We start from the raw sequence: 25,209 nt of genomic DNA, 5'->3' as shown, positions 1-25,209 counted from the left end.
GGGGCTCTTCCACCACCTGCTCCCTGCTCCGGCTTCTGAGACAACTCCCTTATGTACGCACATATCTGACGATGGCCCGTCAATTCATGACCTGATGTGGGTACCATGAATTGACGGGCCTTCAGGTGACTACATCCTCACCGGTTTACTCGTTGAACCACTGCGAGTACTGGGTGCCGCCGCCACCGCTCCACCAGAACTTCATCTGGTACTGGCGGCTGTTGCCGACGTTGTATCCGGCCTTGTCACAGCCGGCGTCGCCGCCGTCCGTGATGTAGAGCATCTGCCGCTCGGTGTCATCTATCAGTTGCCCCTCGACACCGTGACCGTCGGCCTTGGTGTCGCAGACCTGGAACATGTCACCGTCGTCGATGAAGGTCATCGTTCCGCGGCCTTCGGTCAGGTAGAGGTACTTGTTGGATTCGAGGGTGCCGACCTCGGAGGCCTGAGCCGTGGAGGCCGTTCCGGCGAGCACCGTGGCGATGGCGGCACCCGCCAAAGCGATGCGCGTAAGCGACTTCACCATGTGTCTTCTCTTTCTCTGTGAGAAAACGGAACAGTCCGAGAAATGTTCCGTCCGATGCTGAGTTGAGCGGGTGTACCGAATTACTCGGTGAAGTGCTCGGAGTAGACCCAGTCGCCGCCACCGTCCCACACGAGCGCCATCTGGACCGACCAGATCTGGCCGACGTCGTAGCCGGCCTTGTCGCATCCGGCGTCGCCGCCGTCAGTGACGGTGAGAAGGGGATTCCCCCCGGGGCGGATTACCTGGCCCGTCATGCCGTAGCCGTCGGCCTTGGTGTCGCAGACCTGGAACATGTCACCGTTGTCGATGTACGTCATCTTGCCGTGACCGTTGCTGATGGTCTTGTTGGTGTCCATCGTGCCGACTTCGGCCGCCTGGGCCGCCGAGGCGGTACCGGCGAATATCGCGGCAACGGCGGCACCGGCCACAGCAATGCGGGTCAACGAACTGGCCATTTCATTCTTCCTTCGCTTCAGAACGGGGTCGGGGCCCTGAGGGCTCCCGACCCCATGGAAATGCGGTGGGAATACCGGACTTCTACTCGTTGAAGGACCTGGAGTAGACGGTGGGGCCGCCGCCGTCCCACGCGAGCGTCATCTGGAAGTAGTCCCAGCCGTTGGGGACGTTCCAGCCGCCCTTGTCGCAGCCGGCGTCGCCGCCGTCCGTGACGGTGATCTTTCTGCGGCCCTGGTCGTCGATGACCGCGCCCTCGACGCCGTGGCCGTCGGCCCTGGTGTCACAGACCTCGAACATGTCGCCGTTGTCGATGAAGGTCATCTTCCCGCGGCCGTCCGGCAGCGAGATGACGATGTTGGTGTCGAGGGTGCCGACTTCGGCTGCCTGAGCCGTCGAGGCCGTTCCGCCGAACACCGCGGCGACGGCAGCACCGGCCACGGCAATGCGAGTAATCTTCTTGCCCATTGCTTCCCACCTTTTCTACTGGTCGGCGAGCTGAGCCCGAGGGCAGCTCGCCCGAAACGAAATTCGTATGGAGTGCGGGCTGTGCGGCAGTGCGGCTTATTCGTTGAAGAACTCGGAGACGACGGAGCCGCCGCCGCCGTTCCAGGTGAGCTTCATACGCACCGACTGGAGCTGGCCGACGTTGTAGCCCCCCTTGTCACAGCCGGCGTCGCCGCCGTCCGTAACCGTGAGGACCGTGACGGGCTTTGTCGTCTCCACCTGGCCGGTCATTCCGTAGCCGTCGGCCTTGGTGTCACAGACCTGGAACATGTCGCCGTCGTCGATGTAGGTCATCGTTCCGCGGCCCTGCGGGGCGCTGATGTACTTGTTGGTGTCGAGGGTGCCGACTTCGGCTGCCTGAGCCGTTGAAACGGTGCCCGCGAATACCGTGATGACAGCTGCGCCGGCCACGGCAATACGGGAAATTGATTTGATCATTGGTTCCTCTTTCGCAGCAGGACTGCGACGCAGCCCGTGGGATGGACCGGTTGATCGGCCCGACCATAAGCACCCCGTGACGCGTTGGTAAACGACTTGAGGTTGACCTGAGCATTCGCGGTGATAACGCAACGTGACCGGAATGGGAAATTCCGGGCATTGACTCACGTGCCAAAGAGGCACAGAAACGAGCGCAATCGGACCTCTCAGGCACACGCTCCGATTGCAAGAGCGATGCGCGTGTGACATGGATCACATGGTGAGATCGCCTTGTGGACGCTGTGCAACAGGTTCGAAATCGAGCCGGTGGGGTCGGCCGGCGACTTGCGGGGGCGCCCTGGAAGGGCTGGATTCCAAAGTTTGCGCAGGCGGACGGCCGAGGTGAACTCCGTGTGCCAGAAGCCCAGTTGGGGGTCGTCGCTGATCGTGGGAGGGTGCGCTCCTTCGCCTGCGCGATGGGGTGCGAGTGTCTGCGTCTGCGTCGTTGGCCGTCAGCGGCCCGTCAACTGCCTGTGTGTACAAGGCTGTTGTGATGTGAGCGTGAAGTCACAGGTCAGGGGTCAATGTGGCCGACTGGTAGCTGGCGGTCCAACACGACCCAGGAGTAAGGAGTGTGACGTCCTGTCAGTGACCGAATGCGCGGCGCCCGCGCAGTGGCCGACGGGACGCGCCTGGCGGAAGGGGCTCCGCGTGGGGGGCGTGAGCCCCGCTCCAAGGCGTCATCGGGGCCGACCGGCCTGCGTCGCGTATGCAATGGGTGTGTGACGTCGCTGCGTGGTCACGTGTAAGCCGAGTTCGCCTGAAGGTGGCTCAACTTCCCTTGTTTTAACGTTGGATGATCGTTCGCATCGCCAACGGCAAGGCCACGCGGACGGCCGTGAAAACGTGATGTAGGTCACTCCGGCGAGGTGTCCGTACCCGGAGCGTGTGCCTCTGAGGTCCGATTGCGCTCGTTTCTGTGCCTGTTTGGCAGGACGACCGAGGCCCGGAACTTTTTGTTCCGGTCACATTGCGTCATCCCTGCGAATGCTCATGTCAACCTCAAGTCGTTTACCAACGCGTCACGGGGTGCTTATGGTCGGGCCGATCGAGCGGAGCCCCTCGGGGCCGTGCCGCAGTTCTGCAGCGAAAGAGGAACCAATGATCAAGTCCATCACTCGCCTTGCGGTGACCGGCGTCGCCGTTGCCACGGTCTTCGCGGGCACGGTGTCCACGGCTCAGGCGTCCGAGGCCGGAGTCCTCATCACCGACAAGAAGATCTCGCTCCGCGACGGCCGGGGCACGATGACCTTCTTCGACGACGGTGACGTGTTCCAGGTCTGTGACACCAAGGCGGACGGACACGGCGTCTCGGGCCGTCTCATCGACGACGCGTACAGGGAGAAGGTCTACATCGAGGACGGCGGCGACGCCGGCTGCGACAAGAAGGGTTACGACGTCGGCCAGTTCGCCTCGTACCAGATGCAGCTCTCCTGGAACGGTGGGGACCCGGAAGTCCACTCCGGCTGGTTCAACGAGTAAGAGCCTGCATCCGCCGCGTTGTTTTCCACCCCGCTCCCGCTCCTCCGGAGGTACGTCCATGACACGCGAACAGCTGGCCACCGAGGCCCCGGAGGCGGACGGGACGACGGTGCGTTCACCCCGGCAGGGGGCGCCCGGCGCAGCGCGTCGGCGCAAGGTGCGGGCGGCCGTGGTGACCGGAGCCGTGGCGGGGGTCGTCGCTCTCGGTGTGGTGGTGGCGCTGGCCGTCGACGGCGGCGGCGATGCGCAGGAGCCCACCACTGCCACGCCTCCCGCCACGGGGGTCGCCGCCGACCCCGGTCAGTCGCCCCCGCGCAAGCTGGTCGCCGCAGGGCGCGTTGCCGTCTCCGGGTACTACACGACGAAGTCCGTGACGCAGTCGGACGGGAACGGATCCGTCGAGTTCGAGTGGAACCTGATCAACTCGACCACCGGCACCTACGCGAAGGGTGACTGGTCCTGGGTCGACATCGCCCCGGGCATGCGGACCGCCGTGGTGCTGGAGAAGGAACTGCCCGCCAAACGGGTCGGGTTGCTGGACCTGGCCACGCACAAAGTGACGCGGTGGATCAAGGTGGACAAGGGCGTCGGCGGAGTGCGGTTCTCGCCCGACGGGAAGCGCCTGGTGGCCACCGCGTACAGCGCCGACCCGGACAGGCTGTACAAGGAAGAGTCGTACCAGGTGAACGACACCAAGGTGCCGGGGCCCAAGCCGAGCCGCACCGGCTTCTACGTGATCGACGTCGCCTCCGGCAAGGCGGAGTTCACCGCGCGCCCGCCGAAGAAGAACGAACGCGGGTACGTCGTCGGCGGTGGGCGCCAGGACATGAGCTGGAACCGGGACGGAACGGTTCTGTGGGAGCCCTGGAGCAACAAGGCGGGCAAGGTGTTCGTCGAGCCGGGTGGCAGGGAAGTGCCCGTACCGAAGACGGAAACGGGACTCGGTGCCCCGGGTTCGGTTCTCTCACCCGACAAGAAGCTAGTGACGGGTGAGTTCGTGGGCACGGCCGAGCAGGTCGTCTCCGAGGTACGGGACGTGAAGACGGGCAAGCGGGCCGCGCTCGTACCCGGACAGCAGTTGCTCGCGTGGGCGGACGACGACGCGCTGATCGCCTGGCGTTGCGAGCCCAAGCAGTGCTCGCCCGGCAAGGGCGAGTTCCGCAACCAGCTGGTCCTGGCGGGCCTGGACGGAGAGTCGGTGACTCCGCTCACCGGATTCCGCCGGCCGAGCCTCAAGGACGACGACCGGTGGAATCCGATATTCACCAAGCGCTGACCGGCCCCCGGGAGGAGCGGCCGGCGGGCCGTCGACTGCCGGCCCGCTGCGTGGCTCCCGCCCGGACAGTCCACTGGCTGGAACGCCGTCTCACTGTTCGGCCGGTTTACCGTTCCGGTATCCACGCTACCTATGCTTCTGGGGTGATTTTCATGGCGCTTGCGGTTGAGGCGGACATGCACAGACAGCGTTGACCACGCACACAGGGGGGATGCCGTGGCACTCACAACTCTTGGACTGTCCAAGGACACCGACGCTCTTTACCGCATCATTCTGACCAAGCCCGACTACGGGGTGACCTCGCTCGCGACCGCCCTGGGCTGGCCGGAAGAGGCGGTGCGCGCAGGGCTCGACGAACTCGCCGACCTGTCACTGCTGTGCACTCCGCTGGGGGGCGGGTCCGGAGAACTGCGGGTGGTCAGCCCACAGATCGCGCTGGACCTGCTGCTGAGCCGGCAGTCGGCCGAGGTGGCACGCAGGCAGCAGGAACTCGCCGAGAGCCGCGCGACGGCGGCCGCACTGATCGCCGGATACGGCGCTTCGGGGGAGCAGGAGGAGCGGCAGCGCTTCGAGGGCGCGGAGAAGCTGCTCGGCGTGGACGCGGTCCGGCGCAAGATCGAAGAACTGGCGGACCGGGCCGAACGCGACACGGCCTCGTTCGCACCGGGCGGTGCACAGCCCGCCGACAACCGGACCGCCAGCCGGCCCGTGGCCCAGCGGCTGGTCGATCGCGGGATCACGGCGAGGACGGTCTATCAGGACAGCATTCGCAATGATCCGGCCAGTGTGGAACACGCCGAGTGGCATGTGGCGCGCGGCAATCAGATACGGACGGCGGCCGTGCTGCCGATGCGGCTGCACATCGTGGACAGCGCCGTCGCGCTCGTCCCGCTGGACCCGGAGGACAGTTCCCGCGGGGCCGCGGTGGTCCGTGAAAAAGGGTCCGTGGCCGCGTTCGTGGCGTTGTTCGAGGCGGTCTGGGCGACCTCGCTGCCGTTGGGGGATCCGCCCCGCAGAGGGCTGACCGACCCCGGGTCGATCCACCGTGAGCTGCTGCGACTGCTGTCGCAGGGGTTCACGGACGAGGCCGCGGCACGCCGGCTGGGGGTGTCGTTGCGTACCGAGCGCAGGCTCATCTCGGAGTTGATGAAGCAACTCGGTGCGCACAGCCGTTTCCAGTTGGGACACAGGGCGATGGAGCACGGCTTCCTCTAGGCGCAGGCAGTCGCAGGCAGTCGCAGGCAGCCACGGGGAGCGGTTGCGGGCGGGGCGGTAACGGGTGGTGAGGCCACCGGTTACCGCCCCGTTGGCGTGTGCGCTGCCCGGCCTCCGCTGCTCGGCGCACCTCTTCCTCGTGCACGGACCGCAGCTTCCTCGTGCACGTACCGCAGCACGTACCGCGCAGGCCGCAGGCCACGGCACGAGGGTGCCAGGGGCGGTATGTGCCACGGTCCGGGCCGTGACATGACACCGGCTCCGGGCCAGACTTCTCGTACCCGCTCACCAACGGGGGTTCCCCCGGCGGGCGTTCCGAGAGGCCGCAGCCGGTCAGTTCTGCCGGCCCCTCCCGGGAGCGGGGCACGTCATCGGCACGGGGTGAAGCCGCGGCCGGCGTCGGTCCGTACTCGCCCTTCGTCGTGTCCGAGCCCCCTTTCTGACCTTTTTTCACTGGGCCACTTCGTCAGCAACGCGCCGCCCCATGGGCCCGCGCGACTCAAAGGAGTCCACCTTGTCTGCATCTGTTCCGGTACTTGACATCCTCGGCATTGGTTTCGGCCCCGCCAACCTCTCCCTGGCGATCGCACTGCGGGAGACGCACCCGGGCCTTGAAGCCCGCTTCCTGGAGGCGCGTCCCTCGCCTGACTGGCAGCCGGGGATGCTGCTCGACGGCTCGGACATCCAGAACCACCCGAGCCGGGATCTCGTCACGCTCCGCAACCCGCGGAGCCGCTTCAGCTTCCTCAACTACCTGCATGAGAGCGGGCGGTTGCTGCGTCACCTGAACCTGCCCGGTGAGTTTCCCCTGCGCAAGGAGTACGCCGGTTACATCCGCTGGGCGGCCGGCCACTTCCTGAACGTCGTGGACTGCGGGCAGCGTGCCGCCTCCGTCGGGACGGTCGAGCAGGACGGCGAGCAGCTGTACGACGTGGTCACGGAGACCGGCCGGCGCTACCTGAGCCGCACCCTGGTGATGGCGCCGGGCCGTACCCCGTACGTGCCGCACCCCTATGACGAGGTGCACAGCTCCCGGGTCTTCCACCTGACGCGCTATCTGCCGCAGGTCGCCGCCCTCACCGCCGACCGTGCCCCCGAGGCGGTCGCCGTGATCGGCGGCAGCCAGAGCGCGGTGGAGCTCGCGCTCGACCTGTCCCGGCGGTTCCCGCGCACCCGCGTCGTCACCTACACCCGCTCCCACTCCCTGCGGCTCAAGGACACCAGCCCCTTCAGCGAGGAGGGGTACTTCCCGGAGTTCTCCGCCTACTACCACGCGGCCTCCCCGGCCAGCCGTCGCAAGCTCGACGCGTACATGCAGCCCACGAACTACTCCTCGGCGGACGGTGACGTCCTCAAGGAGCTCTACCTGGCCATGTACGAGCAGGAACTCGACGGTGAGCAGCGGCTGTTCGTACGCGGCAACCACGAGGCGACGGCGGTGTCGGCGGACTCCCGGTCGGTGACCATCGACTTCCGCGAGGTGCACACCGGCGAGCAGGTGCGCGACACGGTGGACTTCGCGGTGCTGGCGACCGGCTTCCGCAACATGGGCCCGGGTGCCCACGAGGAGTTGCACCCGCCGATGCTGGCACCGCTGGCGCCCCGGCTGGCCACCGAGCCGGACGGCCGGCTGGAGGTCGGTGCCGACTACCGGCTGCTGCCCGCCGTGCCCACGGACGCGCTCCCGCCGCTCTTCCTGAACGGCCTGTGCGAGTCCAGCCACGGCATCGGCGACGCGGGGTCCTTCAGCCTCCTCTCGCTGCGGGCCGGCGTGCTCACCGAATCGCTCGCGACCGCCCTGGCGCACCGCACCGGGGTCGCGGAGCCCATGCGGTGCGCCGTGGAACTCGGGTCGGCGTCCGCCGTACCCGCCGTGGCCGTCTGACCGACTCTTCGTGACCCCTGCGAAGGAAAGAGGATCTGCTGTGCATGTCAACGATTTGGTGGTCGCCGGATTCGGCCCTTCCGGCATCGCGCTGGCCGCGGCCGTCGAGGACCACGACGACGCGCACCCGGAGCGGCCACGGCTCACCGCCGCCTATCTGGAGCGTGCCGCCGACTCGGCCTGGCAGCCACACCAGGTGCTGCCGGGAACCGATATCCAGCACCATTTCCTGCGTGATCTGGCGACCCCCAGGGCCGCCGGATCCCGGTTCGGATTCGTGCCGTTCCTCCAACAGAGCGGACGGTTCTACGAGTTCACCCTGCTCGGCGGCTATGTCAGCCGGCTGGAGTGGTCGGCGTACGTCCAGTGGGCGGCCGAGCAGGTACGCCGACGGCCCGCCTACCACCGCGAGGTGGTCGCCGTGGAGCCGGTGGCCGACGCCGACGGGGTGGTGCGCACGGCGAGGGTCGTCAGCCGGGATCCACGGGACGGGCGTCGCTACGAGGACTTCGGCCGCAACGTCGCGGTGGCGACAGGACACCGCCCGCACGTGCCCGAGGTGTTCCGGGAAGCGGTCGGCGAACGCGTCTTCCACGCGAGCGAGTTCCTGTTGCGTACGGCGGCACTGCCCCCGGCGCCCGAAGGGCGGCCGTTGCGCTGGGCGGTGATCGGCGCCGGCCAGACCGCCGGTGAGATCGTGCTGCACCTGCACGGCTCCGACCCGAACGCCCAGGTGCACTCGCTGGTGCGGCACGCGGGCTTCCGCATGTACGAACTGGGGCACTTCAGCAACGAGGTGTACTTCCCCGAGGAGACCGAGTACGTCTACGGGCTGGAGCGGGGAGCCCGCGAACGGGTGATGGCCCAGGCGCGCGCGACGAACTACGCCGCCGTCGACCCGGACGTCTCCACCGCTCTGTACACGGCCCATTACCAGGACAAACTGACCGGCACGCACCGGTTGTCGATGGAGCGCCGCACCGAGGTCACGGGTGTCGACGTCCGGCCCGAGGGCGTGGTGCTGGAGACGGCCGAGGTGTTCACGGGGGAGCGGCGACGGCTGGAGGTCGACGCCGTCGTGCTGTGCACCGGCTACACCGAGCCGCACGTGCCCGAAGCGCTGGCCCCGTTCGCCTCCCTGCTCGCCCGCGAGGACGACGGTCTGCCGGCCGTCACCCGCGGCCACCGGGCCGAGACGGTGGAGGGCTGTGAGGTCGGGATCTACCTCGACGGTCTCACCGAGTGGCGGCACGGAATCGCCAGCGCGGCCTCCTTCAGCCAGATGGCGGTGAAGGCCGACGCCGTCCACCGCGACCTGCGCGGTCAGCTCGCCCGGCAAAGGGAGTCCGCGGCCCGCCCCGCGCCCGTCACCGTCTGAGCGCCCGGTCTTCCCTCCCGCACCACCGTCCCGAACCACCCGAGAGGTTCTGCTGTGCACATTTTCACCACCGGTCCTGACGACATGCTCTTCGAGGAGCAGTACAACGTCGCCGGCCGCCGCATCTTCCCCTGGAAGGAGGCCGTCGCCGAGCCGTTCTGGGGAGGGGCCTGGATCGATGTGGAGCCCGGGGCCACTTCCGCCGCCCACTCCCACGACGAGAACGAGATGTTCTTCATCGTCGAGGGCGCCGGCGTCATGCGCATCGGTGACGAGAAACGCCGTGTCGCCGCCGGTGACACGGTCTTCATCACCCCGTTCAAGGACCACGACCTGACGAACGACGGGACCGCCCGGCTGCGGTTCATCACCATCTGGTGGGGCAGCGCCGAGGCGATCGCCGCCGAACGCGCCTACTGGGCAGCGCAGTTCGGCATCGAGGACCCGGCCCTGGTGCCCGCTTCCGGAGCGGCGGCACCCGCAGGAGCGGGACTCGCGGCAGCGGCACTCGCAGGAGCGGCACCCGGAGAAGCGGCAGAGGAGAGCGGCCGGTGAGCCGCATCGACACGGCGGATGCCGTCGTCGTGGGCGGAGGCATCGTCGGGGCGTTTCTCGCTCTTCGTCTCGCCGAGGCCGGAGTGCGGCGAGTCGTGCTGTGCGAGCAGGCTCGGCTGGCCTCGCACGGAGCCACTTCCCGGTCCGGCGGCCTCCTGCGCCTGCACCACACGGTCCGCAGCGACACCGAACTCGCCGCCCGCAGCCTTCCCGTGTTCGAGCAGTGGGCGGACGTGATCGGCGGCGACTGCGGATACCGGCGCACCGGATTCCTCCAGCTGGTGGGCCCGGAGTACGCCCAGGCGCTGGCCGCCAACACCGCGGTGGTGGCCACCGCGGCGGGCCCTGGCCGTACCGAAGTGCTCGGCCTGGACGACGTACGCCGGCTCTATCCGGGCCTGTCGCTGGACGGCGTGGCAGCGGCAGCCCATGAGCCGGACGGCGGATACGCGGACCCGGTGCGTGCCGCCCGCGCCGCCACAACAGCCGCACGACGCGCGGGAGTTGAGGTCTACGAGGGAGTCCGGGTGCATGAAGTGCTCACGGCGTCCTCGCAGCAACGCGTCACGGGCGTGAAGACGACCGTCGGACGGATCTCGGCCCCGCTCGTCGTGCTGGCGAGCGGGGCCTGGGGGACCGGCCCGGCCGCGGGCCTCGGAGTCCAGGTGCCGGTGACGGCGCGCCGCATCGGCCTGGCGCAGGCGCGGCTGCCGGACGTCGGCCGCCGTGCGGGCCCGGCCTCCGTGCCCACCTGCATCGACGACACCACGGGCAGCTACTTCCGGCCGGACGGCACCGACCACCTCTACTTCGGGGTGCCCTCCCACCCCGACGTCGCACTCGGGCACGACGTGGCCCCCCTCACGGCCGAGGAGATCTCCTCGGCACTGGAGGCCGTCGCACGCCGGGTTCCCGCCGTCACCACCGCGCACCTCACCGGCACCCGCGCCGGACTCGACGGATACACTCCCGACAAGCGGCCCGTGATCGGAGCTGCCGGACCCGACGGCTGTTACCTGGCGCTCGGCTTCAGCGGCGGCGGCTTCAAGACGGCACCCGCCGTCGCCGACCTCGCCACCGCCGAAATCGTCGAGGGACAGGCGGTGGCCGGCAAGGCCGAACAGGACCTGCTCAGGCCCTACCGGCTGGAGCGGTTCGACACCGGCCGGCAGATCGTCCCGGAGGCACCCTATGCGCGGGGATGACCGCAGGGGTGGCCGTGGAGACGGCCGCAGAGCTGACCGCGGCGACGACCGTGGGCGTGGCCGTCTCGCACGGGCCGCCGACCGGATGCGGGAGGACGTCGCGACGGTCCAGGCCAAGGACCCCTCCGCCGAACGCCGCCGCGAAGTGCTGCTCTACCCGCACATTCACGCACTGTGGACCTACCGCGTGGCACACGGACTGTGGCGTCGCGGCCACCGGCTGACCGCCAGGGCGCTCTCCCTGGGCGCGCGTTCCGTCACCGGCATCGAGATCCACCCGGCCGCGGTCATCGGCCGCCGGTTCTTCATCGATCACGGGACCGCGGTCGTGATCGGTGCGACGGCACGCATCGGCGACGACGTGATGCTGTACCACCAGGTCACCCTGGGCTCGGTCGGCTGGTGGAAGGACCTCCGCAGACCCTCCGGCGCACGACGGCACCCCGTCCTGGAGGACGGCGTCATCATCGGCACCGGGGCGAGCGTCCTTGGACCCGTCACGATCGGGGCGGGCGCGCGCATCGGCGCGCACACCGTGGTCCTCACCAGCCTCGCGCCGGGAGCGCGGGCCACCGTGCCCGCCGCGGAGATCTGCCCACCGCCCACGGAGGCCCCGACCGAGACCCCGGTGGAAACCCGTCCGCCGTCCGCAGGACCCCCGAAGGCCGTCGTGTCACAGGGGAGGGCCGGCTCCGGCGACGTACCGTCCCCGCTGCCCGCCCCGGCGCCCGCCGTCACACCGGCGGCGACCACCGGACCGGGACGGGCACGTCCCTCGCACGGACGCGCCGCCCGGTCCACCGCAAAGGCGTCGCGCCCCCAACTCATCCCACCGGCGGCCGGCCCCTAGCCACCGCTCGCCCCACCCGCCGCACCGCTTGCTCCACCCGACCTGCCGATCGCCCCACCCGCTCCGCCGAATCCACCGCGCACCCCGTCCGCCCGCCGGCCGACCCTTCACTCACCGAGGACGTACCGATGAACCAGCCGCAGACCGAAACCGCCCCCGCGTACATCATCACCAGCGCCCCGCCGAACCCCAACGGTGACCTCCACCTGGGGCACCTCTCCGGCCCGTTCCTCGGCGCCGACGTACTGTCACGGCACCTGCGCCAGCGCGGCAACGCCGTCCACTACGTCGGCTACTCCGACGAACACTCCTGCTACGTGCCCCGCCGTGCCGCCGAACTCGGTTCCACCGCGCCGCGCACCGCGCTGGCCTTCGGCGACCGCATGGAGGAGACCCTCTCCCTGGGGGCCATGCACCACGACTGGTTCAGCCGCCCCCTGACCACTCCCCGGCACGACGAGATCGTGCAGCGGTTCTTCACCGAACTGTGGGAGAACGGCCGCCTCGACGTGCGTGTCCTGCCGGTCTTCTGGTGCACGACCTGCACGCGCGAACTGTACGAGGCCGAGGTGCGCGGGGAGTGCCAGTTCTGCGGCGAACCCTCCGACGGCGTGTACTGCGAGGCGTGCGGGCTGCCCCAGGACCCCGCCGGGCTCGCCGCCCCGCACTGCACCGCCTGCGGAAGCACACCGGAGATCCGCGAACTGGAGCGCCTGTGCCTCCCGCTGGCCGACTACCGCGACCAGCTCCTGGCCTACTACGAGCAGGCGCAGTCGGACGCCGAGTGGCGCCCCCGGCTGCGCGCCTACCTCGACGAGCTGTTCTCCCGCGAACTGCCCCTCACCCCCATTTCCCGGCGCGGCGACTACGGCATTCCCGTACCGCTGGAAGGCTGGGAGGGGCACATCCTGGACACCTGGTTCTCCGGCATCTTCGGCTATGTGGCGGCGACCGCGTCCCTGACCGCCGCCCAGGGCGAGCCGCAGGAATGGCAGCGCCTGTGGTCCGACCCGGCCACCCGGATCATCAACTTCCTCGGCTTCGACTGCTCCTTCTCCCACGCCGTGCTGTGGCCCGCGCTGCTGATGGCCCACGGCGGACTGACGCTGCCCGCGCAGGTGGTCATCAACGAGTTCTACCGGCTGGAGGGTGAGAAGTTCTCCACCAGCCGCGACCACGCCATCTGGGGCGGGGAGTTCCTGCGCCAGGTCTCCGCCGACGCCGTCCGCTTCCACCTGTGCCTGACCGGTCCGGAGCGACAGCAGACCAACTTCTCCGCCAAGGAGTTCGCCTCCACCGTCGAAACGGTGCTGGTGCAGGGCGTGGAGACCTGGACGCGTACCGTACTCGCCGCCCTGGCCCAGGACTTCGCCGGCACCGTCCCCGCCGCGCTGCCCACGGCGGCGGACGGGCCCCTGGTCGCGGTGCCCGCCGAGCTGACCCGATCCGTCGCGAAGGCGCTCGCCGCCGCCGAGTTCTCCCCGCAGCGAGCCGCCACCGAACTGGCCTCGACGATCGCCGTCGCCGTCGCCGACCTGCACCAGCTGGAGCAGCTGCGCGGCAGTGGCGAGGCCCACGCACGCCGACTCGTCGCCCACCTTGAGGCGCTCGCGGCCGTCGCCGCCACCTCGGCGGCGATCATGCCAGGCTGGTCGGCGTACCTCGCCAAGCAGTTGGGGCTCACGGTCGACCCGTCGACCCGCATGCCGGCCTGGCCCACGGACGGGGCGCGACTGGTGGCGAGCGGCACCGTTCTGCCGCCCTCGCTCCCGGCGTTCTTCCACGACATCGCGTGAGCGCACCGACCGGACGCGCGGCGGCGCCCCCGGCCGGCACGGTGACCGACCTGCGGTCCCGGCGCACCCTGCTCGCCGCCGCGGGAGCCGGCACCCTGCTGGTTCCCGCGGCGCTCGAAGGCCGGGCAGGGGCGCCGTTCACCGCGTCGGCGGTGGCTGCCTTCCTGCTCGCCTGGTACGTCCTGGTGGCGAGAGCGGGCGGCACCAGGGGCCGGGGGGTGGCAGGGCTCGTCGCCGAAGCGTGGGGGCCGGTCGCGGGGCGGGCCGTGCACGCCTGCTACTTCACCGGCATCGCCTGCGGGCAGGCGGCGGTGGCCGGGGCGGCGGGCGAGTTCGCGGCCGACGGCACGGCCGCGACCCTGGTGGCGGCCGCGGTGCTCGCGGTGGCGACCGGGTGCGCGGTGTCCGGGGTACTGCCCGGGCCGCGCGGCCGCCGTCTGCGGCTGGTCTCCGTGCTGGCACTGACGGCCGGCTGGTGGCTGCTGCCCGGCCTGCTGAGCCTCGACGGCCGACTGCCGGGCGGCGGGGAGTGGGGGGTGGGCGCCACCGCGCTGGTGGTGCTGTTCGCGTGGGTGGGGATGGAGGGCGACGTGCCCCCTCCGCCGCACGGGCGAGTACGTGCACGGGCGCGGCTCCTGTACGGGCCGGTACTCGCTGCCGTACTGCTCACGCTGCTGCTGAGCGCACCGCGGCCGGGGCCGGACGCCGCGTCCGCGCCCGGCGTGGCCGGAGTGTGCGCCGCCCTGGTGCTCACCGCCTACTGTGTCACCAACTTGGCTGCCTGCGGGGGGCGTTGGCCGCTCCTGCTGGGGAGCGGGGGCCCTCCGGGCGGTGCCCACGGGTCGGCTACGGGGGTCTGGGTCGCGGCGGGAACAGCCGTCGCCGTACTGTTCCTCGCCAAGTCGGCCCAACTGCCCGCCGCCGCGCTGTTCCTGCTGCCCGGTGCGGCCACCGCGGCCATTCTGGTCCTCGCGGCGGCGGCTGCCCTGCGTCGCCGGGGCCGGTGGTCGCGGGCGGCTCGCTGACGGGGCCTCCTGGGCTGCCGTTTCTCGGATGTCGTGGAGTGCCGCTCCCGGTGGGGGCGCCATGCCCCCGGTCATGCGTCACGCGTGCCCGGGGGCCAGAAGGTGGCGACTATATGCCGACGTGTCCGTATGTGTGAAAGCGTCACATTGCGGCCATGGCACGTACACGCCACTGCAACGTCTCCGTGCCATCAGGTCACACCGTGCCAGCATCGACTCACCATGCACCTCGTTGCCTTTCGCATCTCCGCCCCGAACCCGCCGGCCGATCCGGCCGAGGCCCAGGCGCTCTGTGCCGCCCTGAAACAAGAGGTCGACGCCTACCGCGGCGCCGAGCACGTGCGCGTGCACACCTCGCGCGACGGCACCCTCGGCGTCCTGTTCCTCCTGGCTCCAGGGCCCGCGGAGGCCCGCGCCCACTGCCTGGAGATCTGCACCGCGGCCCTGGCCGGCGTCCCTCAGCTGTCCAGGTGGCGCATCGCGGGTTTCTGACCGCCACCGGAGGCTTCCGCACTCCCCGCGCGCGGTCACTTCGTCCTCGGCCGCAGGCTCTCCGCAGGGCCCCCGGGCCCTGCTTCCGCCTGCCCCGCTCCGCTGGTTCCCTTCCCTTGGGCGGCCGTCCCCGCCGATCGGCACGGGCTCGCGGACACCGTCCCCTGACACAGTCGTGACACCGGCAGTTTGTGCCATGCGCAAGACGGTGACGACCCCGTCCGCCTGGTGAAAAGTAGGGGCTGTCGCCGCACCTCACCGGTCGGCCCGACGACACCGCGCCTCATGCCCGGAGCCTCCACTTCAGCGCCTTCCCTCCCTCCCTGTTACAGGAGTTCGCCATGCTTCGCTGCGCCACGGTCCTGTTTCTGCTCGCCGGCCTGTCCTTCGGAACGGTGATCACCGCCTCGGCGGCGTCCGCGGACCAGGGATGGTCCGCCGGCGCGGCCCGCCCCGACGACCAGGGCTGGTCCTGACCCGGTTCCCGGTCGCGACCTCGCCGCCGGTGCCGCCCACGCCGTACCGAAACCGCTGACGGCAACGACCGTTTCCCGTCCTCTCCCGCTGCCTCCCAGGAGCACTCCGTGAGCATCACTGTTTCCGCCCCTCCGCCCCTTCGCGAGGTCACCCCGGTTGCCGACGGTGACACCACGCCCGCGCCGAACGTGTTCGAGTCCTTGGAATCCGAGGTCCGCAGCTACTGCCGGGGCTGGCCCACCGTCTTCGAACGGGCCCGCGGCAGCTGGCTGACCGACGAGAACGGCCGCGACTACCTCGACTTCTTCTCCGGGGCCGGCGCTCTCAACTACGGCCACAACAACCCGGTTCTCCGCCGCGCCCTCATGAGTTACCTGGAGAGCGACGGCATCACCCACGGCCTGGACATGGCGACGACCGCCAAGCGCCGGTTCCTGGAAACCTTCCGGAGCGTGGTGCTCGAACCGCGGTCCCTGCCGTACAAGGTGATGTTCCCCGGACCCACCGGCACCAACGCCGTCGAGGCCGCGCTCAAGCTGGCCCGCAAGGTGAAGCAGCGGTCCCAGGTGGTCTCCTTCACCGGCGGGTTCCACGGCATGTCGCTGGGCTCCCTCGCCGTCACCGGCAACGCACGCAAGCGGGCCGGTGCGGGAGTGCCGCTCGCGCACACCACGCACCTGCCCTTCGACGGATACCCGGATTCCGGTGATTCCCTCGCCCTCTTCGAACGGCTGCTGGACGATCCGGGCTCCGGCGTGTCCCACCCCGCGGCGGTCATCGTGGAGACGGTCCAGGGCGAGGGCGGCATCAACGTCGCGAGCCCCGAGTGGCTGCGGGCACTCGCCGCACTGTGCCGGCGCCGGGACATGCTGCTGATCGTCGACGACATCCAGATGGGCTGCGGCCGCACCGGCGCCTTCTTCTCCTTCGAGGACGCCGGTGTCGTCCCCGACATCGTCACCCTCTCGAAATCCATCTCCGGTTACGGACTGCCCATGTCGCTCTGCCTGTTCCGCGAGGAACTCGACGTGTGGGAGCCCGGTGAGCACAACGGCACCTTCCGCGGCAACAACCCTGCCTTCGTCACCGCCACCGCCGCGCTGAAGGCCTACTGGACCGACACCGCACTTGAGCAGCAGACCAGACTCCGCGGCGAGCAGGTTCAGGCGGCGCTGACGGAGATCGGCGCGGAACACCCGGACGACGTCGTCTCGCTGCGCGGGCGCGGACTGGCCTGGGGCATGGAACTGCGCCGGCCGGACGCCGCGGGCCGCATCGCCAACAGTGCCTTCCAGCGCGGGCTGTTGATCGAGACCTCGGGCCCGCGCAACGAGGTCGTGAAGCTTCTCCCCGCGCTGACCGTCACACCGGCAGAACTCGAAGAGGGACTGAGCCTGCTCGCCCGGTCGGCACGCGACTGCCTCTGATCGGCCTCTGATCTGCCTCTGCGCGGTCCTCCGGGCGGTCCTCGGGCGGTCCTCAGCGCGGTTCTCCGGGCGGTCCTCGGGCAGTCCTCAGCGCGGTCCTCGGGCGGTCCTGTGAGCGGTCCGCACCGAAGACGGCGCCCACCCGTTGCCCCGGCCGGGAAGCTGACACAAAGATGCCACCGCGAGTTCATGCCTCCGATTGCTGCTGACATGACAGCAAGCGGCGCGCGAGACTCCTCCTGACGCCGCGCCCGAGGGAAGCACCGCCCCTGGTGCCGGGCCTGGCGACGGGAGGTGAGGGCCACATGCGCGTCCACGAGGTACCGCTCCCGGAGTTCCGGGGCCTGCTGCGGCTGGACGCCGAAGGCGCCCTGGTCCCCGAGGCCGCCTGGCACTGGAACTGCGATTCCGGCGCACGCCGCTGGTCCTTCCACGTGCGCCCGGACCTTTACGCCCCGGAGAACGGGGAGCGCGTCACGGCCCACCGTTTCGAGGACCGCTGGCGGGCGGTGAGCGCCTTCCCACGAGCCGGCGGGCTGCCCCAGGGCCAGTACCGCGCCCTGCACTCCTGGGAGTTCGTCGTCCTCCTCGCGCGGCCGGACAGATGGTTTCCCCATCGTCTGGCCCGCTCCAGCCTGACCCTCACCTCCCGCCCCCGGACCGACCCGTTCGCAGCCCTCCTGCACCCCCTCCCCGCCGAACGACCCTCCCCCTGAACTCCCCCTGAACCTCACCGACTTATCTCTGACCCGATTCGAGGATCCCGCCGTGGCCCACGTCGCCTTCACCACGTTCGCCGTGCTCAAGCACCCCTACGCCCATGCGGACAACGACACCTTCAACGCCCTGGAACCGCTCGTGTTCGGCGCGTCCGAGACCAGCCCCGGCTTCGTCGCCCGCGCCACCGCCGTCGACACCGTCACCACGGAGTGGACCAACTTCGGGCGGGACTACGGTGACTGGGGAACCTTCCAGGCGCCCTCGTACTACACGGGCGGCAAGGACGACGCATCCGACAGCCGGGCCTCCACCCTCTCGGTCTGGAACGATCTGGAATCGGTCTTCGCCTACGCCTACTCCGACATCCACCTGCACGCCCTGCGCAACCGCCGCGAGTGGTTCGTCCACCTGCCCAACAAGCTCTACGCGGCCTGGTGGATCCCGGAGGGCACCGTGCCCACCTGGCAGGACGCCTGCGAGCGCCTTGAGTACATAGACACCCACGGGTCCAGCCCCCGCGCCTTCGACTTCCGGGAGGCCTTCGACGCCGACGGCGCCTCCTACCGCATGCGCCGCCCCACGGACTCCGCCATCCCCGCCTGAGCCGGGCCCCCGCGCCCAGCTCTCCGTCCCCACCCTCACCCCCTGGCCCCACCCCCGCTTCCTCCCCAGTCCACCCCCTGCGTCAGGATCCGCACCATGACCTCCACGGGACTGAGTCCCTCCCCCCAGCGCAGAAGTACCGGCCGGCTGCTCCTGCCGCTCCTCGCAGCCTCCGCCTTCCTGCTCACCCTCGCCGGGTCGTCGCTGAAGAACACCATCCAGGTGTACTTCCTGCCGATGGCGGAGACCTTTGAGAGCTCCCGCGGCGCCCTCGCCACCGCCACCACCCTCTTCGCCGTCGCCACCGCCGTCGCCTCCCCCCTGGTCGGCGGCCTCGCCGACCGGCTCGGCGGTGCGGCGACCCTGGCGATCGGCACCGCCCTGTCCGGCGTCTCCTTCGTCGGATGCGCCCTGGCGGGGCAGCTGTGGCTGTTCGTCGTCGTCTACGGGCTCGTCGCGGCCTTCGCCTTCGCGATGCTGTCGTTCGTACCGCTCGGCGTACTCGTCGACGAACTGTTCCGCAACGGCCGCAAGGGCCTGATATACGCACTGCTCACCAACGGTGCGGCGGTCGGCTTCATCGTGCTGGTGCCGCTGTGGACCTGGCTGGGCACCCAGGTCTCCTGGCGCTCCGTACTGCTCGTCACCGGTCTGGTCTTCCTCTTCGGCCTCACCCCGCTCGCCGTGCAGACGGCCCGCAAGGCGGGACAGCTCACCAGTCAGGACCGTGAGGAAGAAGCCGCCAACCCGGCGGCGTCGGAGGAGAAGGTCCAGCAGGCCGCACTGCAGAAGCTGACCTTCGGCGCACGGCTGCGCGCCGCCGCCCAGGTCCGTGAACTGCGGGTGCTGTCACTGGCGTTCTTCTCCTGCGGTGTCACCATGGCCTTCATCGACGTGCACTTCGTCCCGATGGTCCATGACCACGGCCTGACGCAGGCCACCGGCTCCACCGCCCTCGTTCTGCTGGGCATCTTCGAGGTCGCCGGCGGACTCCTCGCCGGCTGGCTCTGCGACCGCGGCCTGATCAAGGCCGTCCTCATCGGCGCCTACGCCCTGCGCGGCGGGGCCATGCTCCTGGTGAGCGTGGCCGAGCAGCCGGTACCGGTGATGGCCTTCGGCATCATCTTCGGCATCAGCTACCTGGCCACCGTGGTCGCCACCACGATGTGGGCCGCCAGCGCCCTGCCCGAGCGGGTACGAGGCACCGGCATGGGCCTGGTCTGGGCGGTGCACGCGGCCGGCACCGCCATCGGCAGCCAGGCGGGAGCCTCCCTCGCCGACCTGACCGGCAGCTACGCCGTGGCCACCCTGGCCAGCGCCACCCTGGCAGCATGCGCCTGCCTGCTGGTGAGCATCACCCCGGCCCCCGCCGAGGACAAACGCTAGCCACCGCAAGGCCGGCCGCCACCCTCGTAGGGGCAGAGCACGGCACCCCTCCCCCTCCCTCCGCACGGACGCCGCCCGAACCAGCGCCGGCCGGGACCCTCACGGTCCCGGCCGGCGCTGCATTTCCCTACCCCGACCCCACCGGCGAGGGCCCACGAAGCCCGCACTCATCGGCCGTGACCCCCGCCCCGTGTGCCGCGTACCGGCCCGCGACCAGTCGGGCGATACGTGGGTGATCGGCGACCGGCGCCGAGACGGCCCAGGCCCCGCACTTTGCCAGGGCGTGAGTGAAGCGGCCCGGTGCCAGCAGGTGGGCGGCGATCGCGATGCGCCGGTGGCCCTGGGCGCGCAGACGTTCCACCGCCTGCTCGACCGTGGGCTCCGTGGCCGAGCAGTAGGCCGCGACCACCGGGACCTCCAGCAGCTCCCGCAGCCCCTCGGCCACCGCGAGCGTGCCGTCGTTGCCGCCGGGGCGGGTGGAGCCCGCGCCCGCCACCACGATCGCGTCCGCCTGCTCCCCGAGCGGCGCCTGTGCCTCGCGCAGCCGCGCGTGCACCGCCAGCGTCACGTCCCGTTCCGCGCTGAGCCCCTCCGCGACCGTGCAGTCGTACGCCCGTGCCACGGCCGGGATGTCGACCTTCCGGTGGTATCCGTCGCCGAGGAGCACGGGCACCACCACCGCGCCCGGGTGCTGCGCCAGCACGTCACCCAACCTCGGCTGCTGCACGTCGAGATGGCCGACCACCGGACGTGCTCCGGTGATCGCCGTCAGCCGGTCGGCCAGCCGGGCGATCGTCGCGCCGGCCTCCGGGACCGCGCTGCCGTGTACGGCGAGGACCAGCATCCGTGCCTCCGGGGCGTGGAGAGGGGCGGGGCAGAGGGTGGGGAGGGGAGCGAGCGGAGGGGGCCGGGACAGGGGGGTGGGCAGGGGACGTCCGCTGTTCACGCTATGGCTCCGCAGCCTGTCGCGCCGCTGTCGAACGTCCCGACCACAAGAGGCTCATGGCTCTGTGACCTGGGACTTTCGGCGGCGGTTCCGGGGCCTGAGCAGGTCTAGCGTCAGAGTTGCCCGGCACGGTACCGGGTGGTTGTGACGAGCGGAGATTCGCGCATGACGCACGCAGGCAGGGCCCCGGGCGCCGGAACGCAGTGGCCCGGGACGCAGACCCTGGTGGTGATCGGTCACGGAATGGTCGGCCACCGGCTTCTGGAAGCGCTTGCCGAGCGCGGCGCGCTCACCGCACCCGGCTCGCCCGGCTGGCACGCGGTCGTCCTGGCCGAGGAGGACGTTCCGGCGTACGACCGGGTCCATCTCTCTTCCCTGTTCACCGGTACGCCCGCCGGGGAACTCTCCGTCTGCGCACCGGAGTTCATCGCCGAGCACGGGGTTGACCTTCGGCTCGGCGACCCGGTCGAGCTCATCGACCCCACCCTGCGGACCGTCACCACCGCCTCAGGGTCCAGGATTTCCTACGACGCGCTGGTGCTGGCCACCGGCTCGTACCCGTTCGTCCCGCCGATCCCCGGTGCGGACGTCTCGGGCTGCTTCACCTACCGCACCCAGTACGACGTCAACTCCCTCACCGCGTACGCCAACAGGGCCCGCGACGGTGTCGTCATCGGCGGCGGACTGCTCGGCCTGGAGGCGGCCGGTGCGCTGCGCACCCTCGGTCTGCGCACCCATGTGGTGGAGTTCGCCCCGCGTCTGATGCCTCTTCAGGTCGACGACGGCGGCGCGGCCGCGCTGCGCGCCACCATCGAGGCGATGGGCGTCGCGGTGCACACCGGGGTCGGCGCCACCGAGGTGATGCGCGACGACGAGGGCGTGGCGAGCGGGCTCAAGCTCTCCGACGGGCGGGTCATCGACGCGGAGGTGGTGGTCTTCTCCGCCGGTGTACGTCCCAGGGACCGGCTCGCGCGTGAGTGCGGACTCGCCGTCGGAGACCGGGGCGGGGTCGCGGTCGACGCCAGCTGCCGTACCTCCGACCCGTACATCTACGCGGTGGGGGAGTGCGCGCAGTCCGTCGACGGGCGGGTGTACGGGCTGGTCGCGCCCGGATACCAGATGGCCGAGACGGTCGCGGACGCCCTGGCGGGGGAGGGGGACGCCGTCTTCACCGGGGCGGACACCTCCACCAAGCTCAAGCTGATGGGCGCGGACGTCGCCTCGTTCGGCGACCCGTTCAGCGTCGCGGAGGACGCCGTCGCGGTGGTCTTCTCGGACGAACGGGAGGGTGTTTACAAGAAGCTGCTGCTGGGTCCCGACGGGCAGCTGCTGGGTGGCATCCTGGTCGGCGACGCGGCGGCGTACGGTTCACTGCAGCCGCACGCCGGACGGCAACTCCCGGGCCCGGCCGAGGCGTTCATCATCCCGAGCAGTGGCGTTGCGGAGCTCCCGGGCGCGGATGCGCTGCCCGACGACGCCGTGGTCTGCTCCTGCCACAACGTCACCAAGGGACAGGTGCGGGCCGCCGTCACCGAGGAAGGCGTCACCGACATCGGCGGCGTCAAGCGCTGCACCAAGGCCGGTACCGGCTGCGGCGGCTGCATCGGCACCCTGCAAGCTGTCCTCGACGCGGCGGGCGTGGAGAAGGCGCGCGGACTGTGCGAGCACTTCCCCGAGCTGACCCGCTCCGAGATCTACGCCCTGGTACGCACCGAAAGGATCCGCTCCTTCAGCGAATTGAGGGATCGTCACGGCGCGGGCGGCGAAGGCTGCGCCGTCTGCAAGCCGGTCGTGGCGAACGTCCTGGGCACCCTCGGACCCGACCTCGGCCTCGCCCACATCCTGGACGGCGAGCAGGCGGCCCTCCAGGACACCAACGACCTCTTCCTCGCCAACATCCAGAAGGACGGCACCTACTCCGTCATCCCGCGCGTCGCCGGCGGCGAGATCACCCCCGGGCAGCTCGTCGCACTCGGCGAGGTCGCCGCGGCGTACGGCCTCTACACCAAGATCACCGGCGCTCAGCGGATCGGGCTCTTCGGCGCGCGCAAGGATCAACTCCCCGACATCTGGCGCAGGTTGGCGGGTCACGGCTTCGAGTCGGGACAGGCGTACGGAAAGTCGCTGCGCGCCGTCAAGTCGTGCGTCGGCGCCCGCTACTGCCGCTTCGGGCAGGGCGACTCCCTCCAGCTCGCCGTCGACCTGGAACTGCGCTACCGGGGGCTGCGCACCCCGCACAAGTTCAAGGGCGGCGTCTCGGGCTGCCTGCGCGAGTGCGCCGAGGCGCGCGGCAAGGACATCGGCGTCATCGCGACGGCCGGCGGCTGGAACCTGTACGTCGGCGGCAACGGCGGCACCAACCCCCGCCACGCCGACCTGCTCGCCCAGGACCTCGACAGCGCCGCACTGTTCCGCCTGACCGACCGGTTCCTCATGTACTACCTGCGCACCGGTGAGCGCCTGGAGCGCACCGCCGCGTGGATCGAACGGCCCGACGGCGGTGGTGGCATCGAGAACCTGAAGAAGGTCCTCGTCGAGGACTCCCTCGGCATCTGCGCCGAGCTGGAGGAGCAGATGGAACGCCATGTCGACGCCTACCGCGACGAGTGGGAGGCGGTCCTCGAAGACCCGGCCAAGCTGGGACGCTTCGGCGAATTCACCGGTGAGGTCGAGGAGTTGGAGACCGGCCGTGGCCGGGTCGCCTTCCTCCCCGACGGCGAGGGCCGGGCCGCGGTCTTCCGCGACGCGGCGGGCGAGGTCTACGCGGTCGGCAACCGCGACCCCTTCTCCGGCGCCGACGTCCTGGCCGACGGAATCATGGGCACCGTGGGCGAGCGTCCCGTCGTCACCTCCCCGATGCACAAGCAGGCCTTCGACCTGCGCACCGGCCAATGCCTCGATGACCCCGAAGTCTTCATCCCCGTGCACCAGTTGACCCACGACGGTCCCCGGACGCACCAGACGCACAGGAAGCAGTCATGAGCTCGCTCACCGCACCCGGCGCAGACGCCGGCACCAGCACGGACGCCGACAGAGCGGTCGCCGACCCGCAGCAGTACCGCCCCGGCGGCACCATCACCGACTGGCGGCCCGAGGACCCCGCCTTCTGGCGCGGCACCGGCCGCAAGGTCGCCCGCCGCAACCTGTGGATCGCGGTCCCCGCCCTGCTGGTCGCCTTCGTGGTGTGGCAGGTCTGGTCGATCACCGCGACCAATCTCACCGACGTCGGCTTCGGCCTCAGCCAGAGCCAGCTGTTCTGGCTGACCGCGATCCCCGGCATCACCGGCGGCACCGCGCGCATCCTCTACACCTTCCTGGGCCCGATGATCGGCCAGCGCACCTTCACCGCGCTGTCCACGGTGATCCTGGTGATCCCGCTGATCTGGCTCGGCATCGCCATCCAGGACCCCAGCACCCCGTACGCCGTCCTGGCGACCATCGCCGCGCTCTGCGGCATCGGCGGCGCCAACTTCTCCTCCTCGCTGGCCAACATCGGCTTCTTCTTCCCCAAGCGCGAGAAGGGCAACGCCACCGGCATCAACGGCGGTCTGGGAAACCTGGGCGTCTCCGTCGTCCAGCTGCTCACCCCGATCCTGATCACCTTCTCGACCATCGCGATCGGCTCCGCCCAGCACAAGGCCGACGGCACACCCGTCTACCTGCAGAACGCCGCGTTCGTCTGGGTGCCGGTGCTGGTGGTCCTGGCCGCGCTCGCCTGGTTCCGGCAGAACAACCTCAAGGTCGCCTCCACCCCCTTCAGCCGTCAGAAGGTCATCTTCAAGCGCAAGCACAACTGGGTGATGACCTGGCTGTACGTCGGTACCTTCGGCTCCTTCATCGGCTTCGCCGCCGCCCTGCCGCTGCTGATCAAGACCACCTTCACGCCGATCGACGCGGCCTACTCCGCGGCGACGTACGCCTGGATGGGCCCGGCCATCGGCGCGCTCGCCCGCTGGGCCGGCGGCTGGATCGCGGACAAGCTCGGCGGCGCCCGCGTCACCATCCTCTCCTTCGTCGGCATGGGCGTCTCGATCATCGGCGTGATCAACTTCCTGCCCTCCGGCGGTGACAACGGGTCCTTCTGGGGCTTCTTCGTCTGCTTCCTGTTCGCCTTCCTCTTCTCCGGCATCGGCAACGGCTCGACCTTCCGCCAGATCCCGGTCATCTTCCGCACCACCCACCTCAAGGGCCTCGTCGAAGGCACCCCCGCCTACGACCAGGCGCTGAAGCAGGCCGAGATGGAGTCCGGCGCGGTCACCGGCTTCACGGCCGCCATCGCGGCGTACGGCTTCTTCTTCATCCCGGCACTGTTCGCCTCCGTCGCGGTGACCAGCGCCATGTGGGGATTCGTCGCCTTCTACGCGAGCGGCGTCGCGGTGACGTGGTGGTTCTACGCACGCAAGGGCGCCGAGGCACCCAGTTAGACCGAGGCACTCAAGTGGACCTGGACCGAGGCACCCAGCCAGACCGGGCCCGCATCGGCCGCGGGGCGCCCTGCCGGGAAACCACCTGGCAGGGTGCCCCGTTC

Annotated in this window: 23 protein-coding genes; 18 read left to right on the top strand and 5 right to left on the bottom strand. The window is 70.2% G+C overall.

Translation table 11 applies throughout. From position 1 onward, the window contains the following. Positions 1-145: 145 nt before the first annotated feature. From ACIA73_RS00490 to ACIA73_RS00475, 4 genes are all read right to left on the bottom strand, one after another. Positions 146-526, bottom strand: a complete 381-nt coding sequence (locus ACIA73_RS00490; RefSeq protein ID WP_399435993.1) for a hypothetical protein — start codon at positions 524-526, stop codon at positions 146-148. 80 nt (positions 527-606) lie between these two features. After that, positions 607-981 (bottom strand): hypothetical protein, encoded by a 375-nt coding sequence (locus ACIA73_RS00485; protein ID WP_399435992.1) that lies wholly within the window; start codon positions 979-981, stop codon positions 607-609. 82 nt (positions 982-1,063) lie between these two features. Then, complete coding sequence (locus tag ACIA73_RS00480) at positions 1,064-1,447, bottom strand: hypothetical protein (RefSeq protein WP_399435991.1); 384 nt, start codon at positions 1,445-1,447, stop codon at positions 1,064-1,066. 96 nt (positions 1,448-1,543) lie between these two features. Next, positions 1,544-1,924: a hypothetical protein gene (locus ACIA73_RS00475; RefSeq protein WP_399435990.1), complete on the bottom strand. Its 381-nt coding sequence runs from the start codon at positions 1,922-1,924 to the stop codon at positions 1,544-1,546. Between the two features lie 1,140 nt (positions 1,925-3,064). Here ACIA73_RS00475 and ACIA73_RS00470 point away from each other — a divergent pair. The 16 genes from ACIA73_RS00470 to ACIA73_RS00395 all read left to right on the top strand — a co-directional run bounded on the left by ACIA73_RS00470 (position 3,065) and on the right by ACIA73_RS00395 (position 19,735). Next, positions 3,065-3,445 carry a hypothetical protein gene (locus tag ACIA73_RS00470; RefSeq protein WP_399435989.1) on the top strand — a complete coding sequence of 127 codons (381 nt, stop codon included), beginning with the start codon at positions 3,065-3,067 and terminating at the stop codon, positions 3,443-3,445. A gap of 58 nt (positions 3,446-3,503) precedes the next feature. Beyond that, the gene (locus ACIA73_RS00465; protein ID WP_399435988.1) at positions 3,504-4,721 is read left to right on the top strand and encodes a hypothetical protein; all 1,218 of its coding nucleotides are present in this window, start codon (positions 3,504-3,506) and stop codon (positions 4,719-4,721) included. Positions 4,722-4,937: 216 nt separating this feature from the next. Beyond that, on the top strand, positions 4,938-5,936 hold the full coding sequence (locus ACIA73_RS00460) for a hypothetical protein (protein WP_399435987.1): 999 nt from the start codon (positions 4,938-4,940) through the stop codon (positions 5,934-5,936). A gap of 514 nt (positions 5,937-6,450) precedes the next feature. Continuing rightward, a complete protein-coding gene (locus ACIA73_RS00455; protein ID WP_399435986.1) occupies positions 6,451-7,821 on the top strand; it encodes a SidA/IucD/PvdA family monooxygenase in 1,371 nt (456 codons plus the stop codon). 40 nt (positions 7,822-7,861) lie between these two features. Then, positions 7,862-9,199, top strand: coding sequence for a SidA/IucD/PvdA family monooxygenase (locus ACIA73_RS00450; RefSeq protein ID WP_399435985.1), 1,338 nt, complete (start codon positions 7,862-7,864; stop codon positions 9,197-9,199). A gap of 54 nt (positions 9,200-9,253) precedes the next feature. Further along, on the top strand, positions 9,254-9,754 hold the full coding sequence (locus tag ACIA73_RS00445) for a cupin domain-containing protein (protein ID WP_399435984.1): 501 nt from the start codon (positions 9,254-9,256) through the stop codon (positions 9,752-9,754). After that, on the top strand, positions 9,751-10,959 hold the full coding sequence (locus tag ACIA73_RS00440) for an NAD(P)/FAD-dependent oxidoreductase (RefSeq protein WP_399435983.1): 1,209 nt from the start codon (positions 9,751-9,753) through the stop codon (positions 10,957-10,959). The genes ACIA73_RS00445 and ACIA73_RS00440 overlap by 4 nt, the downstream gene beginning before the upstream one ends. After that, entirely contained in the window at positions 10,946-11,809 is an 864-nt protein-coding gene (gene epsC / locus ACIA73_RS00435; RefSeq protein ID WP_399435982.1) for a serine O-acetyltransferase EpsC, read from the top strand. The genes ACIA73_RS00440 and epsC overlap by 14 nt, the downstream gene beginning before the upstream one ends. Before the next feature lie 128 nt (positions 11,810-11,937). Then, positions 11,938-13,605 carry a methionine--tRNA ligase gene (locus ACIA73_RS00430; protein ID WP_399435981.1) on the top strand — a complete coding sequence of 556 codons (1,668 nt, stop codon included), beginning with the start codon at positions 11,938-11,940 and terminating at the stop codon, positions 13,603-13,605. After that, positions 13,602-14,630: a hypothetical protein gene (locus tag ACIA73_RS00425; RefSeq protein WP_399435980.1), complete on the top strand. Its 1,029-nt coding sequence runs from the start codon at positions 13,602-13,604 to the stop codon at positions 14,628-14,630. The genes ACIA73_RS00430 and ACIA73_RS00425 overlap by 4 nt, the downstream gene beginning before the upstream one ends. A 222-nt stretch (positions 14,631-14,852) precedes the next feature. Further along, positions 14,853-15,122, top strand: a complete 270-nt coding sequence (locus tag ACIA73_RS00420) for a hypothetical protein (protein WP_399435979.1) — start codon at positions 14,853-14,855, stop codon at positions 15,120-15,122. A 341-nt stretch (positions 15,123-15,463) separates the two neighbouring features. Beyond that, a complete protein-coding gene (locus ACIA73_RS00415) occupies positions 15,464-15,598 on the top strand; it encodes a hypothetical protein (protein WP_399435978.1) in 135 nt (44 codons plus the stop codon). 114 nt (positions 15,599-15,712) lie between these two features. Next, entirely contained in the window at positions 15,713-17,026 is a 1,314-nt protein-coding gene (gene ectB / locus ACIA73_RS00410) for a diaminobutyrate--2-oxoglutarate transaminase (protein WP_399436729.1), read from the top strand. Between the two features lie 305 nt (positions 17,027-17,331). After that, positions 17,332-17,742 carry a hypothetical protein gene (locus tag ACIA73_RS00405; RefSeq protein WP_399435977.1) on the top strand — a complete coding sequence of 137 codons (411 nt, stop codon included), beginning with the start codon at positions 17,332-17,334 and terminating at the stop codon, positions 17,740-17,742. 52 nt (positions 17,743-17,794) lie between these two features. Further along, the gene (locus ACIA73_RS00400) at positions 17,795-18,349 is read left to right on the top strand and encodes a DUF3291 domain-containing protein (RefSeq protein ID WP_399435976.1); all 555 of its coding nucleotides are present in this window, start codon (positions 17,795-17,797) and stop codon (positions 18,347-18,349) included. 96 nt (positions 18,350-18,445) lie between these two features. Continuing rightward, on the top strand, positions 18,446-19,735 hold the full coding sequence (locus tag ACIA73_RS00395) for an MFS transporter (RefSeq protein WP_399435975.1): 1,290 nt from the start codon (positions 18,446-18,448) through the stop codon (positions 19,733-19,735). Positions 19,736-19,862: 127 nt separating this feature from the next. Here the strand turns inward: ACIA73_RS00395 and ACIA73_RS00390 are convergent, their stop codons facing one another. Beyond that, a complete protein-coding gene (locus ACIA73_RS00390) occupies positions 19,863-20,681 on the bottom strand; it encodes a sirohydrochlorin chelatase (RefSeq protein WP_399435974.1) in 819 nt (272 codons plus the stop codon). Between the two features lie 165 nt (positions 20,682-20,846). Between ACIA73_RS00390 and nirB the strand changes: the two genes are divergently transcribed. Both nirB and ACIA73_RS00380 read left to right on the top strand, forming a co-directional pair. After that, entirely contained in the window at positions 20,847-23,663 is a 2,817-nt protein-coding gene (nirB, locus tag ACIA73_RS00385; RefSeq protein WP_399435973.1) for a nitrite reductase large subunit NirB, read from the top strand. Beyond that, complete coding sequence (locus ACIA73_RS00380) at positions 23,660-25,105, top strand: NarK family nitrate/nitrite MFS transporter (RefSeq protein WP_399435972.1); 1,446 nt, start codon at positions 23,660-23,662, stop codon at positions 25,103-25,105. The genes nirB and ACIA73_RS00380 overlap by 4 nt, the downstream gene beginning before the upstream one ends. Positions 25,106-25,209: the final 104 nt, after the last annotated feature.

The sequence above is a fragment of the Streptomyces sp. NPDC051561 genome (assembly GCF_044454195.1).
In the GTDB taxonomy this organism is placed as follows: Bacteria; Actinomycetota; Actinomycetes; order Streptomycetales; family Streptomycetaceae; genus Streptomyces.
Note: the sequence above shows the minus strand (reverse complement) of the source record. Positions and strands in the feature narration are given on the sequence as shown.